Consider the following 16,714-nt stretch of genomic DNA (forward strand, 5'->3'; position numbering starts at 1 on the left):
CTGGCACCCGCTGTACCAGCGTTTGGATAAAGGGTAAAGGGGGTTAGGGGGGTCAGCAAATCAAGGCTGAGTGGTGCCTCGATTCTCAGTGTTGAACATGGTACCCGTCTGCAGTGATACCACCATTCACAGACGGTATCTGTACATAATCGGGAGATAACTAATAAAAATACTGGCCTCAAAATCAAGTTTAATAATTGGGTCGCCCAAACAAGTTGTCGCAGCGAGAGTGAACACCGTTTGCGACGCGACACACTCCCAGCTGTCCAAGCAGTCGGTTAGCATCAACACGGAGCACGCGAAAACAGCTATCGGGGCTATCACTCTCAACACAGATCAAAACGCCCGGAAAGAAGTCGGTCAGGTAGGGTGTGCAGATAAGAGTAGCCGTCTGGTGTCAACAGTCAGGCGTACCATGTTCAACACTGAGAACCGAGACACCAGACGGTACCAGATAGTTGTGGGGTAGGTATAATAAAGATATCGGCTGAGGTGGCCGGGTGCCCTACTCATCGACGGCGACAGCGTCGGCTGCTTCTGCGGCAGCTTCCGCGTCCGCTGCTTCCTCGGCTTCGGCTTCTTCCTTCTTTTCTTTGATCTTTTTCATCCGGAAGATCTCCTCGCGTTCTTGTTCCTCAAGCTTCTGTTCGATATACTCCTGGTTAGTGTAGAGATCCGGAAGCAGTTTGAACTCAAGGGCGTTGACGCGGCGTTTTGTCGTTTCGATCTCGGTCAGCATCTTTTTCATCGCCGTTTCAACCTCCGCGGCGAGGATGATCGTCTCCAGCAGTTCCTCGTAGGCATCGGCGGCCTCGTCGATGCGGGCCGAAGAACCGAGCAGCCCGTAGCCGCGCTCGTCGAGAGACTTCTTCACCTTCGAGGATTCGATCTGTGGAACGACGACCCCCATGATGTTCTTCGATTGGATCGTGATCTCTGGCTGTTCCTTAAGCGCGGCGGCCGCCCCGCGAACTGCCACATCGCCCTCCATCGCCCGCGCCATGTCGAGCTTGCGCTGGGCGGTCTCGTAGTTCTCACTCAGGTCGCTGCGTACGTCTTGGGCCTGATCGAGGATATCCATGAACTCCATGATCAGCCCGTCGCGCTTCTGTTCGAGCGTATCGTGGCCGCGCTCGGAGAGCTCGATGCGATCCTCGATCGCCATCAGGTTCTTGCGTGTCGGTTTAACGTCCTCAGCCATCGCTTACCGGACTGTTGGCGGCCACGATGTTAATCCTTTCAGTTCGGTCGAAAAATAAGCCGCGAATGGTTGTCGACAGTCCCGATCAGTCGGCAGGCTGAGCGCTTGTGCCGTCACCGACGGACTTCAGGATGTCGTGGTTCTGCAGGAGGTACGCGCCGTAGCCGACCTTCGCGGTGATATCAAGCACCATGAAGGCGGCCGTTTCGGTGTACAGCGGAATGAAGCTGAGCGTCCCTTCGGTGCCGATAATCCAAACAACCGGGTACGCCAACCATAGCACAACTAGGGCGTTTTTCAGGTTGTTTGTCAGGCTCTGGGCCGCACTGGATTGGTTTGCTGCGGCGGCACTGAGTGTGCCGGCGAGCACGTACAGGAGGACGAGTAGGGCACCGGTGCTGATACCCCACCAGACGATCCGCCAGATCGCTTCCTGTGCGAAGGCACCGATGAGGCCGGTAGCGATCATGAACACGTCGAGACCGACGAGCGTGTAGATCGTCTCCCGGTCAGAGTCGGCGAGCAACGCGAGATCCAACAGGAGCAACGGTGTTGTGAACAGCCAGTCAGCATACCGCGCCCAATAGATGTCAAGCACGGTGCCGTCGACCAGTTCGACCTCGGTCAACCCGAAGCCTGTCGCCATTGCGAAGTACATGCTCATCGCAATGGTTGTCACAAAGATATTGATCGCATAGAACTGCTTTAGTTTCGTGTCTTTAACGCCCCATCCTCGGCCGAGGAAGTACAGAAGACCGAGGGCCATTCCGATTGTACCGAGCCATAGCCAGATCTGTTCGCTGCCTGGTGTTACTGGTGCTGCCATATTCCATACGTTGTTAGGGGCGGAATCGGTAAAAACTGCTTACCAGACTAGTTAGGGTGTTTGGAGTATCGACACAGAAACCACCACCAGCAACCGGTGATCAGGTATCCGCCGGAATCACACGCGGTGAATCCACGATGAGACCGTCAACGCCGGCCCGAGCGAGCGCGCGTGCCTCCTCTTGGGTCGTCACCGTCCAAGCGTTGATTTGACGGTCGGCAGTGTGTGCACGGTCGAGCAACTGGTCGGCGGTGGCGGTCGTCGTACCGGATTCGTCGAGAAGCGCGTCTATCGGCGGGTGGATCGCCGCGGCGTCGTAGCGGTCGGCGAGGGCGACCCCTGTCATTCCGTTGTCGGTGACAAGCGGGGCGATGGAAACCCCCGGCTCACACCCGTAGGTTGCCGCGAGCGCGCCCGCATAGAACGACAAGACGAGCAGCTCGTGATCGGTGGCGGTCGCAACATCAAGCGCGCGCTCAACGAACGATCGCCAACGGTCGGCCGCAGCCGCACGGGTGGCGTCGTCGTCGACCGCGCCGAACTGCAGGCCCTCACAGCCCGGGTGTTTGAGTTCGAGAGTGACTCCAACCGAGTCGGGGATCGCTGCCAGCACCTCGGTCAGTAAGGGGATCGGCTCGTCGCTGTCGCCGATGGTGTACCCGCTGATCTCGTCGTAGGAGAGCTCCCAAACCGGCGTATCGCTGACGGCTGGTGGGGCGTCGGTCAACCGCGAAAGGTCGTCGTCGTGGAAGACGATCACGCGGTTGTCGCTGGTCGCCCGGGCGTCGATTTCGACGGCGTCAGTGCGGTCGTCGCTGGCGGCTGCCCGCATCGCGGCGACCGTGTTTTCAGCGTTGTCGGCGGCGTAGCCGCGGTGGGCGATCACTCGTGGGTGTGTACGACCCATTGGTGCTGAGGCGTTACACCCGGGGCGTTGTAAGTGAGCGGGTCCATAAGTATAGAAAACCCTTTCAGTCTACCAGAAGACGCGGTCTTCTGATCGCCCGAAAATCTTTGATTTTCGCAGGCCGCCAGGAGCGGCGGTTGTTCGGCCAGCCGCCCCAGCTGTCCCCACGCTCTTAATCGTCACAGACAGTGTCGGCAACGAGTCGCGTGCGGCCGGATAGATGCTATTTTACGCGACACCCACAGAGAGGGCGGTATGGACTACGACCCGCAGGAACTCGAAGCCGAGTGGCGGGCGCGGTGGGACGCCGAAAACCGCTATGAGCCCGATCCTACCGACGCGGCAGCCCCCGAAGACGAGGAGACGACGCTTATCACGGTTCCGTATCCCTACCCCAGCGGCGGCATGCACATCGGCCACGCCCGAACCTACACTGTTCCCGATGTCTACGCCCGATATCGCCGCCAACAGGGCGATGAGGTGCTGTTCCCGATGGCGTGGCACGTCACGGGAACGCCGATCATCGGCGCGGTCGAACGTCTGCAGAAACGCGAGGAGTCCCAGATGTCGGTGCTGCAGGACACCTACAACGTCTCCGACGACGTGCTCGAAGACCTCGAAACGCCGATGGGCTACGCCCACCACTTCATCGAGGAGCACTACAAGAAGGGGATGCGGTCGCTCGGGCTCTCGATCGACTGGCGGCGGGAGTTTACCACCAACGACGACCGCTACTCCAAGTTCATCACGTGGCAGTACGAGACCCTGAAGCAGCGTGGGCGACTCGAAAAGGGCCTCCATCCGGTCAAATACTGTACCGAACAGGAAAACCCGGTGACAACCCACGACCTACTGGAAGGCGAGGACGTGGAGTATCAGGAGTACACCCTGATCAAGTTCACCCACGCCAGCGACAGCGACAGCGGAGGCGAAGGCGAGAGCAGCGGTGAGGCGGTCGTCCCAATGGCAACGCTTCGACCCGAAACCGTCCGCGGCGTCACCAACGCCTACATCAACGCTGAGGCGACCTACGTGGAGGCCAGCGTCGATGGCGAAACATGGCTCGTCTCGGTTGAAGCGGCCGAGAAACTGGAACTCCAGGATCACGACGTGGAGATCAACCGCGAGTTCCCCGGCAGCGAGGTCGTCGGCGACACCGTGACCAATCCCGTCACCGGCGACGAGATCAGCATCCTACCAGCCGAGTTCGTCGATCCCGACAACGCCACCGGCGTCGTCATGTCGGTACCGGCCCACAGCCCCGACGACTACCTCGCACTGCAGGAGGCGAAAGCCAACGCCGATCGGCTCGAATCCTACGGGATCGACCCCAGCGAGGTCGCGGCCATTGAGCCGGTGCCGATCCTCGATGTCGACGGCTACGATGAGATTCCAGCCAAGGACGCCGTCGAATCAGCGGAAATCACCGACAGCACCGATCCCGAACTGGAGGAGGTCACCCAGGACGTGTACAACGCGGAGTTCCACACCGGCACACTGCACGACGAATATGGCGAGTACGCGGGTGAAGTGATCGAAGATGTCCGCGACGAGTTGGCCGCCCACTACCGCGAGCAGGGTGCCTTCAGCGCGATGTATGACTTCCCTGAGCCCGTCGTCTCGCGGGCCGGCGGCAAGGTCGTCGTCGCGTATCAGGATACGTGGTTCCTCACGTACAACGACGAGGACTGGAAAGAGGCCGCCAAACGCGCCGTCGAGCGGCTGGATACGACGCCTGAGAACACCCGCAGCGAGTACACCCACACTATCGACTGGCTCAACGAGTGGCCCTGTATCCGCAACTACGGGCTCGGCACGCGGCTGCCGTGGGACGACGAGTTCGTCATCGAACCGCTGTCGGACTCGACGATCTACATGGCCTACTACACCATCGCCCACCGCCTCCAGGAGATCCCGGTCGAGGATCTCGACCGCGACTTTTTTGACGCGCTGTTTTACGGAGCCGACGCCGTCAACGGTGGGGCCGACGAGCGCGCCCTCGACCTCCGGGCGGAGTGGCAGTACTGGTACCCTGTCACCCAGCGGTTCTCCGCAAACGACCTCATCTCGAATCATCTCACCTTCTTTCTCTACCATCACGCCGAACTGTTCGACGAGGCCCAGTGGCCCGAGGGGATCACGATCATGGGCATGGGCCTGCTGGAAGGCGAGAAGATGTCCTCTTCGAAGGGCCACGTCGTGCTGCCTGGCAAGGCGATCGAGGACTACGGTGCGGATACGGTTCGCTTCTTCCTGCTCAACTCCGCGGAGCCGTGGCAGGATTACGACTGGCGGGCCGAGCAGGTCGACGGCGTCGCCGATCAGCTCCGGCGGTTCTGGAACCGTGCCCAAGAGCTGATCGGCGACAACGCGGCGGCCGCCGCCGACGGCGTCGACCCCGACAGCGATCTCGAACACATCGACCGTTGGCTGCTGTCGAAACTCCAGTCAACGATTTCCGAGGTGACCGCCGCCCTCGACAACGCCGAAACCCGAACCGCCTCACAGGCCGCTTTCTACGGCTTCGAGGAGCATCTCAAGTGGTACCGCCGCCGGGCGGATCTCGACCGTCCGGGCGCGCAGTGGACGCTGCGGGGCATCCTCGAAACCAGACTTCGGCTACTGGCCCCGTTTGTTCCGTTCATGACGAACGAACTCCACGAGCAGTTGGCAGGCACACCCGCCGAGGACGCGCCGTGGCCCGAGGTCGACGAAAGCTGGGCGTCGCCGCGAACCGAAACCGAGGAGCGACAGATCGAACGCCTCGCCGACGACATTCAGGACATCCTCACCGTCACCGAGCAGGATCCCACAACGATCCGGGTCTACGTTGCCGCCGGCTGGAAACGCAAGGTCTTCGAGACGGTTCGGGAGGTCGGCACCGACGTAGGGCAGATCATGGGTGAGGTCATGCAGGATCCCGACCTCCGGGAGCGCGGCGACGCCGTCAACGACCTCGCACAGGATCTGGTCGAACTCGTTCGCGGCGTCGACGACGAGACGCTCGCTGCGATGGCTGAGATCGATGAGGTATCGACGTATGAAACGGCGATCGGCTTCCTCGAACGCGAGCACGACGCCGACGTGGCGGTCTACGCCGAGGATGGCGACAGTATCGACGACCCCGAGGGGAAAGCCTCGACGGCAGTGCCGTTCCGACCGGCGATCCACATCGAGTAGGCAGCCGTTATCGGTCAGGCGTCGGCGAGGCCGAGCAGATCAAAGGCGGTGCCGTTGTCGGCCTCGTTGGCTTCGGTGTAGACAACGTGGGCGGCGGCCACATCTTGAATCGCCAACCCTGTCGAGTCGAAAACGGTAATCCCGTCGGTGGAGCTGCGACCCGCTTTTTTGCCGACAACGATCTCACCCAGCGCGCCGTAGATGTCGCCGTCGGTGAGCGTTCCCGTGCTGTAGGGGACATTGATCTCACCGGAGTGGGTCGTCTGCTCGTAGTCGTCGATAACGAGTGTTGCATCCAGTAGAATCTGATCGCTCAGTTCGTGTTTGCCCGCCGCATCCGCGCCGATGGCGTTGATGTGTGTCTGTTCGCCCACATCGGCGCGGTCGATAATGGGTGATTCGACCGGTGTGACGGTAGACAGCACGTCACAGGCGGCGGCCTCGCCGATTTCGCCGCTCCGGACATCGAAGCGATCCCCGAAGTGGTCGATAAAGTCGGCGACGCGCTCGGGGCGTTGGTCAGCGACAATAACATCCTCGATAGACCGAACCGTCGCAATCGCTTCGAGTTGGGTGTAGGATTGGACACCCGCGCCGACGATACCGAGTGAGGTTGCGTCCGTGACTGCGAGGTGGTCGGTGGCGACGGCGGCGGCCGCACCGGTGCGCAGCATCGTCAGCTCGCGACCGTCCATGATCGCCAGCGGGAACGCGGTTTCGGGGTCAGAGTAGATCATCGTTCCCAACACGGTCGGCAACCCGCGGTCAGCGTTGTCGGTGTGGACGTTGACCCACTTGATGCCCGCAGCATCCCAATCGGCGGCCTCCCCGGCGGTTTCAACCGCCTCACCGTCGACAGAGAGGTACGCCGGCATCGACCGGAAGTCGCCGTTGTACTGCGGGAGGTCGATGTAGGATTTCGCCGGCATCTGAGCGTCGCCGCGTTCGTAGGCCCCGAAGGCGGCTTCGATCGCCGGCACCACCGCAGCCATCGGCGCGTTTGCTCCCACATCCTCGCTATCAAGCAGTAGGGTGTGCATGAGGGATCGTTTGAGCGCGTGGTAGTAACAGGTTGGGTTAAGATTATCACCGGCGATCGACCATTGCGGCGGATTCCTGTGGTTCAAACAAGGCGGTGAGACGCGTCGGAGGGTTATACTACACAAAATGTTTGCTATTTAACAAGATTTCCCCCGGTATGGCCACCTCCGAACGGACATCTGACACCCGGACAGTGCCGGGGGTGCGTCTCGAACCAGCCGTTCTCGGAGTTGTCCTCTTGGTAAGCGTATCATAGAAACGGTTCCAGGGGTGCTCTTCTCGCAACTTGAGCTATCTTTCTGTTCGGGGTTGGTGATCACGACGGCAACCTGAACCAGGGACACAGAGGGATGCCTCTGTGCGAGACCACCGCTTACTGATTACATCGGCACTGATTGGAACGCTACCTGTATTATCGTTTTAGTGTTCTGCTGAGTTGTTTCAACCACCGACATAGATCCATCAGGATATATACTACATACGCACAATCAGCTAACTGTGGGTGAACCGGCTGAAGCGGTATTTGCTGTCGTATTGGTGGTAGTAGTACTGTGGGCACTCCACCGACTATCAGTCATCGGAAACGCAACTCTCACACTCTGGAAAACACCCGTTGGTACAGAAGTCAAATTTGAGGACGGGCAACAGATCGCTATCGAGGGGGAGGTGGTTGTTGATGAACCCGCACATGTCGCTGAGAGATTGTTCGATCCGGCTGAGCGGCCAGTTGGGGCGTATGTCTGGCATGCATGGACACCAGATACTGGGCGAAATGTCTATGATTTCGGTGACGGTGAACTCCAAGGCGGACAGAGTACCTTTGCTTCCGGAGTTGAGACGGGGCAGGCCGCGATAGCTACTCATGGGCATCAGTTTAATATCACCTTCGACTGGTTGCACGATACCTACGATCCTGACACGTTGTCTGGGTTAACTGTAGGGAATCCGATGAGCTACGCGAGAGTTCCAACAGTTATGACCCGATACCTCTCGGATAGTATTTATATCTCGTTGGAATCCGCTGTTGGAGAGTGTCGAATCAATCGACTGAGAGACATTATCAACGTTCATCATGGTGATGTCTCCACTGAGGAGTTCAATATTGAAGCCCGTGGCATCGCCGCCGGACAACAACTCTTCGTCACCGGTGAGCTACAGGAGCGCGATGGTGGATACTCAGTGAGAGGCACTGATCAGACGCCACTACTCGTGTCCGATACTGGTCGGGAGGGGCTCATCAAACAACTACGCTGGCGAGCAGTGAAATATGTGCTCGCGTTGCTTGGGGCGACTGGACTTCTTATCATGTTTGTATTGTAGACTCGACGTGTGAATCAAATCTTTCAGGCTTAAAACCGGTGCTGGTAGACGCATACGCTGCTGTTCGGTTGCTCTGCTATCTATCAGCCATCGGATATCATAACGCGCCGAGTGCTGAGTAGGCGCGTCTTTCGGGCAGGGTTCCCATTCCACTGTCGTATGAGATCTGTTCTACGACACACGCTCAGGATCAAATCTCAGAGCAGCGGCCCATACGTTACCCGCTAGTTTCCTCGATAGATTCGATCAGTTGTTTGCCGACAGACTGTCTGGATCCATCCTGGAGAACCAGCATGTACATACTGCCAACATCCTCGTACTCATCCACCACAAGCGTATGATCGTCTCCCTCTGTGAGATGATGCGATGACTCGAACTGTAGTTGATACATCATCCGACTGTTGGAGGTTCGTCCCAAAGAGTCCAGTGTTCCTGACAACGGCAGTGGTTGGGGACGCTGATCCGATGGGAAGCTGAATAGCTTGAGCCAGTCTCTGCTGCGACGGTGCTAAAACAGCTCAGAAAACAGATAGCTCGGCGATTTATATCTCTAATGGGCTATGTTTGCCATCTTATAACCGGTGTATCGTATGGCTAATACTGGTATGTATCAGGTCTCGGAACGGCGGTAGTACTGTTCGCTTAGTCTCCGCATCAAAAAGCCAAAATCAGGCTGATCGCCACCTGTGGTAACGTTGGTCTCTCACGGTAATCGGGATGTCGAGTTCAGTAGTCGGTCGAAAGCGCGTCTATGATTCCGTCCCCATCCGATGTATCGTGGTTTCATCGTAAGATGTGAAACACAGTACAGAGAATGTTCAGCTTTCAGCAACCATTGCGACAGCGGCCGCCATGCCGAGCAAAAGCAGCCCGAACCCTGCGGTAGCGGCTGGTATCGATGTCCGGATCAGCGCGCCCCCGGTGAGTGCACCAACCCCGCCAACGGCGGCCCCCGCGCTTGGCGGGAACTCATAATCGGATTGTATCCACCACTCGCGATGGGCGATACCCATCGATGTTGCAGCTGCATAGAGCGGCATCAGCGAGAGTGTGATAAGCCAGTCTCCCGAAGCTAATTCCCCGACAAGAATCGTTACAGCCAGTCCAACAGCTGTCGAAACCGCATATCGGAGGGCAGAACGCATATCGCGATCTGCAGCCGGTGAGATCAAAAAAGGGTCGGTACGGTGTCTGTGTATATCGATCAGCAACCGGGCTGAAGTGTATCGTTATCGTCTCAGATCTTCTCTAAAAGTGGTTCATTGAGCCTATCGAGGTAGTACATCGCGAGTTCGGTAGTGAATTTGCCAGCAACGGCAGTGAAGATGAGTGGGCCACTGGCTGCTCCCTCGACACTGACCGCTTTACCCTCCGCAAATCCATACGCGATCAGTAGGACTGTCAGTCCGGCAGCAACCATGACCAATCCTTGGTAAAACACGTGTTTAAACGCATCCGAAACAGCTGTTTCGCGGTGGCGGCCCTTATAAAAATAGTCTCGGGCTGTTTGACCACCCTCGCTCAGAAAGACGACTCCGGTGCCGGTGACCACCCACACGGGTAGATCGGTCGCATTACTCGCGGCAACAGCCGGGCCAGCGACCACACCGCCAAAGCCAAGCCACACCACGGCAAGAAAGAAGATCACGAACACAAGCGCGGGAATCGTTCCAAGATAGACGCCAACATCGGTTCGTGGAATGGTGAATCGGATATCCTTCCAACTGTGGTCGATGGAAAACGAATCCCGCCATCGGTCGAAGAGCCGACTTGATGCGATAGCCCGGAACGTTGCCCATTGAGGGCCGCTGAACGCTTCACCTTCGGTCTGTTTACTGGGTCGCTCGCCGGCAAACAGGGCTCGCACGATAGCCCAGACCGAAAGCACGCCGAGTTCAAGCCAATAAAACGTCAGTAGCACTGCTGCCGACGTATCGAAGGCGAGCAGTCCAACAACAGGGATGGTATTGGCCACCACTACAGAAACTAGCTTTGCGTCAGGCAACGAGACGTGTGGCGGAGACAGCGTTTCTGTTGGTTCCATGGTCAGTTGATCATGTCCACGACGCCCTTCATCTCCTCGTGTGACACGGAATGATACCGTGTCACGCCGTTGTCCTCAAACGTGTGTGTAAATGTTGCACCCTGTTCAGTATGGTACCCACTTGCAAACGACCCATCCTTGGCGACGACAGTATATCGGCCGCCGTCGCCGATCCAAACCCATTCGACAGTGGTTCCAGGAGCAGTTTCGATTGCTGCCGGAAGAAACGTGTTTTCGATCGAACCGGACGATTCACTGCCTGCTCCAACCCGATTCGCAAAGAGACCACTGTCAGTGGGACTTCCGACCTTGATTTGCACCCGGCCGGTGTGTACCCGCCTGACGACACCGTACCGTTTGTCGCCGTCGGCCTGAAATCCATCGTAGCCATTGGCATCCGAGAGATAGTCATCATACGTTGCGTCTTCACCACTGTCAGAATCAACGCTCACGTTGACGCAGCCAGCACTCCAAGCAAGGCCCCCTGTACCGGCAACCACGGGAAATTGCCGTCTGATTGTCCCTGTCGATGCTGTGTCGCTCATAGCGAGACAAAAATCTGGATCGACTTATATCCACAACCGGTGTTTCAGAATCAGATAGCAGCAGTGGCTGCCTTGCTCCAACGAGCGAGAATTGCCCTGCTCGCGGGCGATGAGTGAATTTCGCCTACCGGCACCCAACCGTGCCCTGGGTTGCTCATTCTGAAACAGTGCCCTGCTGGTTAATGAGATAGATACACACCCGATATACTATGATCGATGAGATAGTTGAGTTGCTTCTTGATGTTATCGTCGAATTCATTCCGAACAGCGTATGGAAGATCCTTGCATTCGTGGTTGGAGCCGTGGCGACAGCAGCCGGCGTCCTTGTGATCGACGAGTCGCTGTGGACAGGTGGAGCGTTGATCACTGTCGGGTTGTTTCTCTTGGCTGGCTCGGTGATCTCGTGGTTCCGGTAGTTGATAGACAGTTGTGATGGGCGAACAAATCAGTTCACTGGCAGAGCGGCTCCATGGTGAGTCGATAGATAGTAGCGAGACGGAGACTGCTGTGGCCGGTCTGGTTGGTCTTTGATTAAACGCTGTTCAGTTTGGCATGCTCAACGGGAGTTGTATCGGATCACGAATCGGTTGATCAGTATCAAGCTCTAAGTCTCACAACTTCGAAAATAAGTTTTGATACGTATTTTAGTTTCTCACTCAAAGAAGTGATATGAAATACGGTGTTATACCAATAAAAATCCTCAATCACTCGATTACCGTTCCACCAAACCCTGTATGTACTGTGAACCGGTCGTGTCGACTTCGTCGAACAAATTTGTGACCCGCTGTTCGATATTATCTCGGATCGCACGAACTTGATCGAGTGCTTGACTATCAGGATCATCCAGTGCCCAGTCACGAACCTCAACATCCTCTGCATCGAGTTCGAGGGTCGAACAACCCATCGTGGCGACGACATCACACGATTCGAGCTCCTCGGTTGAGACCTCCCGTGGTGTTCGATCCGAAAGATCGATATCGTGATCTTTCATGACTGTTACGACCTCTTTGTGGACGCTGTCGGCGGGGTGAGTACCACCGGTAATGATCTCAACACTGTCTTCAAGGCCACGACGGTCACGCTCACGTTCGGCGAACGCCGTCGACATCTGACTACGACCAGCGTTCTGTACACAAACAAATCCTAGGGCAACTGACGTATTGTCTTGCATGAAAAATAAATTTAATGCCACAGAGTTTAGAACTTGTATGTGAAATATATATGTCTCAATAGCACAGTCCGCCGACCGGTAGTAGTTATAAGACAACGGATCGAGAGCCGTCGAGTGCGATTAGTATAGCAGTGGCCCGATTTGTTGTCTTGTATTTGCGCCACTTCCCATCTTTTCGTCGTGTGAGGAGCCCAGCCTCGGTGAGCTGAGAGAGTGCATGGCTAATTGCGCTGTCGCTCACATCAAGTAATGGTGCGAATTCACAGACACACAGCTCCTCACCAGCAGTATGGAGGATTCGGACGATTTTGTACCGAGTTTCGTTAGATAGTGCGGACAGCAAGTCGACATCTGCTTCGAGATCAGGGCCACCGATGGATGCATCCAACTGTTTGAGTTCTTCGAGTCGCTCTTGGAGCGCGTCGCTCGTACAGCTCCCCCGCTCGTCGGAGAGATACCGTTGGAGTCGGTCGCTTGCTGACATACAGTTACTTGAGCGATGGGTAGATTAATTCTTTTGTAGTCATCTGTTGGTCAGTAGTTACTCTGCAACAAAACGATTTAGAATATGCTAATCTGATTTTGATTGGCACGCTATACGCTATACTGATAGAAGAGACACTCGACACGACCAGTGAGGGGCGGGAACATATTAGGACACGGTTGCCTGCTCTGAACCGATTATTGAGTTTCCACAGGTTTTAATAAATAGCGTGCAACGGTATGATTCGCCTCTTACCAAGACTAAATCCGCCGACTGTCAGTTTAGTGATCACCGAAACGTTTAGGTAAACGGTTCATCTTTTGTTCAAATGAGTCCAAAACGAGTTCCAATCACAGTCGACGGTTCCAACTAGTCGAGACCCGCTTGATCAATACTCAAACGACCCCCCAATGACTCAAATCCAACTTTACGAAGAAGCGATGTGTTGTTCAACAGGTGTCTGCGGACCCGACCCTGACGACGAACTTGTCGAACTGAGTGCTGCACTTGATCAACTCGAAGAGGAGTTCGAGGCCGCCGAAATTTCACGTGCCAACATGCAGCATAACATCGACGAGTTCCTCAACACCCAGGAGATCTACGATCTTGTCGAGGAGAACGGCCCCGAGATCCTCCCGATCACGACCGTCGACGGCGAGATTGTCGCCAAGGAGGAGTACCTCTCCTACGACGAACTGGCAGCCGAACTGCGCGCAAACCAACCCCAGACCCAGGAGGCCGACTGAATGGCAACAACGCAAACAACGACAGACGCACGAGACATCGTCGAACCGAGTAGTGATGACACAGAGTTCGTTTTCTTTAGCGGGAAAGGCGGTGTCGGCAAGAGTACAGTCAGTTGTGCGACCGCAACATGGCTCGCCGATAACGACTATAATACGCTTCTCGTTACAACTGATCCCGCGCCAAACCTCTCGGACATCTTCGGCCAAGAGATCGGCCACGAAGTGACTGGTATCGATGGAGTCGACAACCTCTCGGCTATCGAGATCGATCCCGATCAGGCCGCCGAGGACTACCGCCAAGAGACCATTGAGCCGATGCGGGAACTGCTTGACGACGAGCAGATAGCGGCTGTTGAAGAACAGCTCAACAGTCCGTGTGTCGAAGAGATTGCTGCCTTCGACAACTTCGTTGATTTCATGGATTCTCCGGAGTACGATGTGGTTGTCTTCGATACCGCACCCACGGGCCATACCATCCGGCTCATGGAACTGCCGTCCGACTGGAATGACGAACTCGAAAAGGGTGGGTCGACCTGTATCGGCCCCGCAGCCTCGATGGAAGACCGGAAACAGGAGTACGAGCGTGCCATTGACACACTGCAGGACAGCGAGAAAACCTCGTTTGCGTTCGTCGGGAAACCCGAGGACTCCTCTGTCGACGAGATCGAAAGGAGTGCGTCTGATCTAAGCGAACTTGGCATCGAATCCCAATTGCTGATCATCAACGGCTATCTGCCCAACTCAGTCTGTGAGGATCCCTTCTTCGAAGGAAAACGCGAGGACGAACAGGCAGTCATCAAACGCGCCAAATCCGAGTTCGACGCCGATGCGATGGCAACCTACCCGCTCCAGCCCGGCGAGATTGCCGGTCTCGACCTGCTCGCTGATGTTGGTGGTGTTCTCTACGATGGCGACGAGGCCACCGTCAACGTCGGGTCGGCAACCAGCGTCGACACCGAGGAGGCGGTCGATTTCGATTCGCTGACCGATCCAAAGGCGGTCACCGAGAACCTCAAGCCGGTCGACGGCGAGACGCGCTACCTGTTTTTCACCGGGAAAGGCGGTGTCGGCAAAAGCACCATCGCTGCAACGTCGGCGACCAAACTCGCCGAAGCGGGCTACGAGACGCTCGTGGTCACGACCGACCCAGCCGCGCATCTCGAAGACATCTTCGGCGAAGCCGTCGGCCACGATCCGACCTCGGTGAGCCAAGCAAACCTCGATGCAGCCCGCATCGACCAGGAGAAAGCCCTCGAAGAGTACCGTGAGCAGGTTCTCGATCACGTCACCGAGATGTACGAGAACAAAGAGGATACCCAGGTCGACGTTGATGCGGCCATCGCTAACGTCGAGGAGGAATTGGAGTCGCCGTGTGCTGAGGAGATGGCAGCCCTTGAGAAGTTCGTGGCCTACTTCGAGGAGGATGGCTACGATATCGTCGTCTTCGATACTGCTCCGACCGGTCACACCCTGCGACTGCTCGAACTCCCCTCGGACTGGAAGGGGTTCATGGATCTCGGCTCACTGACGAAAGGTACGGCTCCCGCGAAGGGCGATCAGTACGACACCGTCATCGAGACAATGCAGAACCCCGATAAGAGTTCGTTCGCCTTCGTGATGTACCCCGAGTATACGCCGATGATGGAGGCCCACCGGGCGGCCGAGGATTTGAAGGATCAGGTCGGCATCGAGACCGCGTTTGTCGTCGCTAACTACCTCCTGCCCGAGGAGTACGGCGATAACGCCTTCTTCGCCAACCGGCGAGCCCAACAACAGCAGTATCTGGGCGAGATCAAGGATCGCTTCGAGACGCCGATGATGCTCGCGCCACTCCGACAGGATGAGCCGATTGGCCTTGATGAACTCAGCGCGTTCGGCGGCGCAGTGACTGGGCTTGATGCTCTCGATGAACAGGTTACGGGGGTGCCACAGCAATGAGCGACGCCGAATCAGTTGACACTGTCGAGGCGAAACTGCAGGCATTTGTCGACGCTGTTGAAAACAGCGAGACCTACCAGCAGTTCGTCGAAGCGAGTGAGCAGCTCGAAGCTGATCAAGAAGCGACGGAACTACTCGAAACCTACCAGCAAAAACAACAACAGCTACAAGAGAACTTCGATCAAGAGCTCATGGCTGAACTCCAGGAGCTTCAATCCGATCTCTCGAACAACGAGACGATTCAACAGCACCGAGCGGCACAGTCGGAACTCATTGAGCTGCTCCAACAGACGAACGACGTTATCAGCGAGCCCATCGGCATGGAGTTCGCCCAGACGTCGGGAGGTGGGTGCTGTTGAGCACTACTGACGACAGTGTGCTTGCGGCCGCTGAAGCACTCGGAGAGGAACTCCGTAATGCCCAAGAAGAGTCGACAGAGTTCGACTCGCTGCTGCTTCGGTGTAACGACACGATCACCGAGGAGATCGGTGTCGACTACGGCGATGCGTGCGATACTGACGATTGCTGTTAGTCGACAATCACCCTGATTTCGACGCAACCCTTATTCTATAATGTTAGCATATGCCGATTGAGATGCCGGAGTTGTTGGATCCGCTTTCAGATCGTGCCCGCCGAATGACCGATGCCTACAGTGTGGGGATTGAGATAACTGAACAGTTGAGAGCGGGCGACTCTCTCTCGTCGGGTATTGGAAAAAGTTCGATTCGAACTGCATTACCTGCTGACGCATATCCTGAGTGGCACCCTGCTTCGCATCATTTCTTGGGAGAACCCGACTTCTCATTTACCGAGAGATCACGGGCGGCAGTTATCGAACATGAACTCGGTATCAAGGGTTCGCTGAGGTGTTCGACTTGGATCATATCCCCGACAGGTCAGCGCTGTCGCGAACCTGGCACAAACGCTTTGACGGCGGTGTCCGCGGGTTTGTTCAGATCGTCGCCCACCTCGTGGTCAAAGAGGCCCACGAGCGTTATTTCTCGGCTCCTAGTGTTCGACCGAAATCTGAGGTTGTCGACAAAAAACTCATGCTATCGAGTACGGCGAAACAACTGGTCGAGAATTCACTGACGAGCAAATCTATCGGACGACCAGACTCGCTCGTGACCACGGTTTCGAGAGGTTCGACACGAAAAATCGGGAATCAGCGTGTCTATTGACGGGTGGGTAACAGCCGAGATAGCGGTCAAAGCGAGCAAGGAAGGGATGTGTGACCGAGCGTTTCGTCTCGCGGGCTGTGCCCACTCGGCATTGAGGCGGTTTGGGACTCGCAGTGGCTCGTGTTGTCCC

General features: G+C 56.7%; 17 protein-coding genes. 7 read left to right on the forward strand and 10 right to left on the reverse strand.

Going from position 1 to position 16,714, the window contains the following annotated elements; translation table 11 throughout:
- Positions 1-505 precede the first annotated feature (505 nt).
- The 3 genes from DP106_RS10375 to DP106_RS10385 form a co-directional block, all read right to left on the reverse strand.
- Positions 506-1,201, reverse strand: a complete 696-nt coding sequence (locus tag DP106_RS10375) for a V-type ATP synthase subunit D (RefSeq protein WP_120085150.1) — start codon at positions 1,199-1,201, stop codon at positions 506-508.
- Between the two features lie 85 nt (positions 1,202-1,286).
- Positions 1,287-2,027, reverse strand: coding sequence for a bacteriorhodopsin (locus DP106_RS10380; RefSeq protein ID WP_120085151.1), 741 nt, complete (start codon positions 2,025-2,027; stop codon positions 1,287-1,289).
- A gap of 100 nt (positions 2,028-2,127) precedes the next feature.
- Positions 2,128-2,934 (reverse strand): glycerophosphodiester phosphodiesterase, encoded by an 807-nt coding sequence (locus tag DP106_RS10385; RefSeq protein ID WP_120085153.1) that lies wholly within the window; start codon positions 2,932-2,934, stop codon positions 2,128-2,130.
- A 255-nt stretch (positions 2,935-3,189) separates the two neighbouring features.
- Between DP106_RS10385 and leuS the strand changes: the two genes are divergently transcribed.
- Positions 3,190-6,114: a leucine--tRNA ligase gene (gene leuS / locus DP106_RS10390; RefSeq protein ID WP_120085154.1), complete on the forward strand. Its 2,925-nt coding sequence runs from the start codon at positions 3,190-3,192 to the stop codon at positions 6,112-6,114.
- Between the two features lie 14 nt (positions 6,115-6,128).
- Here the strand turns inward: leuS and DP106_RS10395 are convergent, their stop codons facing one another.
- Positions 6,129-7,154 (reverse strand): ornithine cyclodeaminase family protein, encoded by a 1,026-nt coding sequence (locus tag DP106_RS10395; RefSeq protein ID WP_120085155.1) that lies wholly within the window; start codon positions 7,152-7,154, stop codon positions 6,129-6,131.
- 499 nt (positions 7,155-7,653) lie between these two features.
- On the opposite strand from DP106_RS10395, the gene DP106_RS10400 reads away from it, so the two are divergent.
- Positions 7,654-8,475, forward strand: a complete 822-nt coding sequence (locus tag DP106_RS10400; protein ID WP_120085156.1) for a hypothetical protein — start codon at positions 7,654-7,656, stop codon at positions 8,473-8,475.
- Positions 8,476-8,692: 217 nt separating this feature from the next.
- Here the strand turns inward: DP106_RS10400 and DP106_RS15520 are convergent, their stop codons facing one another.
- The 4 genes from DP106_RS15520 to DP106_RS10415 all read right to left on the reverse strand — a co-directional run bounded on the left by DP106_RS15520 (position 8,693) and on the right by DP106_RS10415 (position 11,064).
- The gene (locus DP106_RS15520) at positions 8,693-8,866 is read right to left on the reverse strand and encodes a hypothetical protein (RefSeq protein ID WP_165857868.1); all 174 of its coding nucleotides are present in this window, start codon (positions 8,864-8,866) and stop codon (positions 8,693-8,695) included.
- Positions 8,867-9,293: 427 nt separating this feature from the next.
- Positions 9,294-9,620, reverse strand: coding sequence for a hypothetical protein (locus DP106_RS10405; protein WP_120085158.1), 327 nt, complete (start codon positions 9,618-9,620; stop codon positions 9,294-9,296).
- A gap of 92 nt (positions 9,621-9,712) precedes the next feature.
- Positions 9,713-10,519 (reverse strand): DUF6498-containing protein, encoded by an 807-nt coding sequence (locus DP106_RS10410; RefSeq protein ID WP_120085159.1) that lies wholly within the window; start codon positions 10,517-10,519, stop codon positions 9,713-9,715.
- A 2-nt stretch (positions 10,520-10,521) separates the two neighbouring features.
- Positions 10,522-11,064, reverse strand: a complete 543-nt coding sequence (locus DP106_RS10415) for a cupredoxin domain-containing protein (RefSeq protein WP_133305131.1) — start codon at positions 11,062-11,064, stop codon at positions 10,522-10,524.
- A 209-nt stretch (positions 11,065-11,273) separates the two neighbouring features.
- Between DP106_RS10415 and DP106_RS10420 the strand changes: the two genes are divergently transcribed.
- The gene (locus tag DP106_RS10420; RefSeq protein WP_120085161.1) at positions 11,274-11,480 is read left to right on the forward strand and encodes a hypothetical protein; all 207 of its coding nucleotides are present in this window, start codon (positions 11,274-11,276) and stop codon (positions 11,478-11,480) included.
- 296 nt (positions 11,481-11,776) lie between these two features.
- Here the strand turns inward: DP106_RS10420 and DP106_RS10425 are convergent, their stop codons facing one another.
- Both DP106_RS10425 and DP106_RS10430 read right to left on the reverse strand, forming a co-directional pair.
- Positions 11,777-12,235, reverse strand: coding sequence for a low molecular weight phosphatase family protein (locus DP106_RS10425; RefSeq protein ID WP_120085163.1), 459 nt, complete (start codon positions 12,233-12,235; stop codon positions 11,777-11,779).
- Positions 12,236-12,320: 85 nt separating this feature from the next.
- Complete coding sequence (locus tag DP106_RS10430) at positions 12,321-12,719, reverse strand: ArsR/SmtB family transcription factor (protein WP_120085164.1); 399 nt, start codon at positions 12,717-12,719, stop codon at positions 12,321-12,323.
- Positions 12,720-13,129: 410 nt separating this feature from the next.
- Between DP106_RS10430 and arsD the strand changes: the two genes are divergently transcribed.
- The 4 genes from arsD to hcsS are packed head-to-tail and all read left to right on the forward strand — an operon-like array spanning position 13,130 to position 15,935.
- Positions 13,130-13,465, forward strand: a complete 336-nt coding sequence (gene arsD / locus DP106_RS10435) for an arsenite efflux transporter metallochaperone ArsD (protein ID WP_120085165.1) — start codon at positions 13,130-13,132, stop codon at positions 13,463-13,465.
- Positions 13,466-15,403 (forward strand): arsenical pump-driving ATPase, encoded by a 1,938-nt coding sequence (arsA, locus tag DP106_RS10440; RefSeq protein WP_120085167.1) that lies wholly within the window; start codon positions 13,466-13,468, stop codon positions 15,401-15,403. It begins immediately after the preceding gene.
- On the forward strand, positions 15,400-15,762 hold the full coding sequence (gene hcsL / locus DP106_RS10445) for a halo-CC-star protein HcsL (RefSeq protein WP_120085168.1): 363 nt from the start codon (positions 15,400-15,402) through the stop codon (positions 15,760-15,762). Before arsA ends, hcsL begins: the two co-directional genes overlap by 4 nt.
- Entirely contained in the window at positions 15,753-15,935 is a 183-nt protein-coding gene (gene hcsS, locus DP106_RS10450; protein ID WP_120085169.1) for a halo-CC-star protein HcsS, read from the forward strand. Before hcsL ends, hcsS begins: the two co-directional genes overlap by 10 nt.
- Positions 15,936-16,714: the final 779 nt, after the last annotated feature.

It is taken from the genome of Halonotius pteroides, from assembly GCF_003605635.1.
Taxonomy (GTDB): Archaea; Halobacteriota; Halobacteria; order Halobacteriales; family Haloferacaceae; genus Halonotius; species Halonotius pteroides.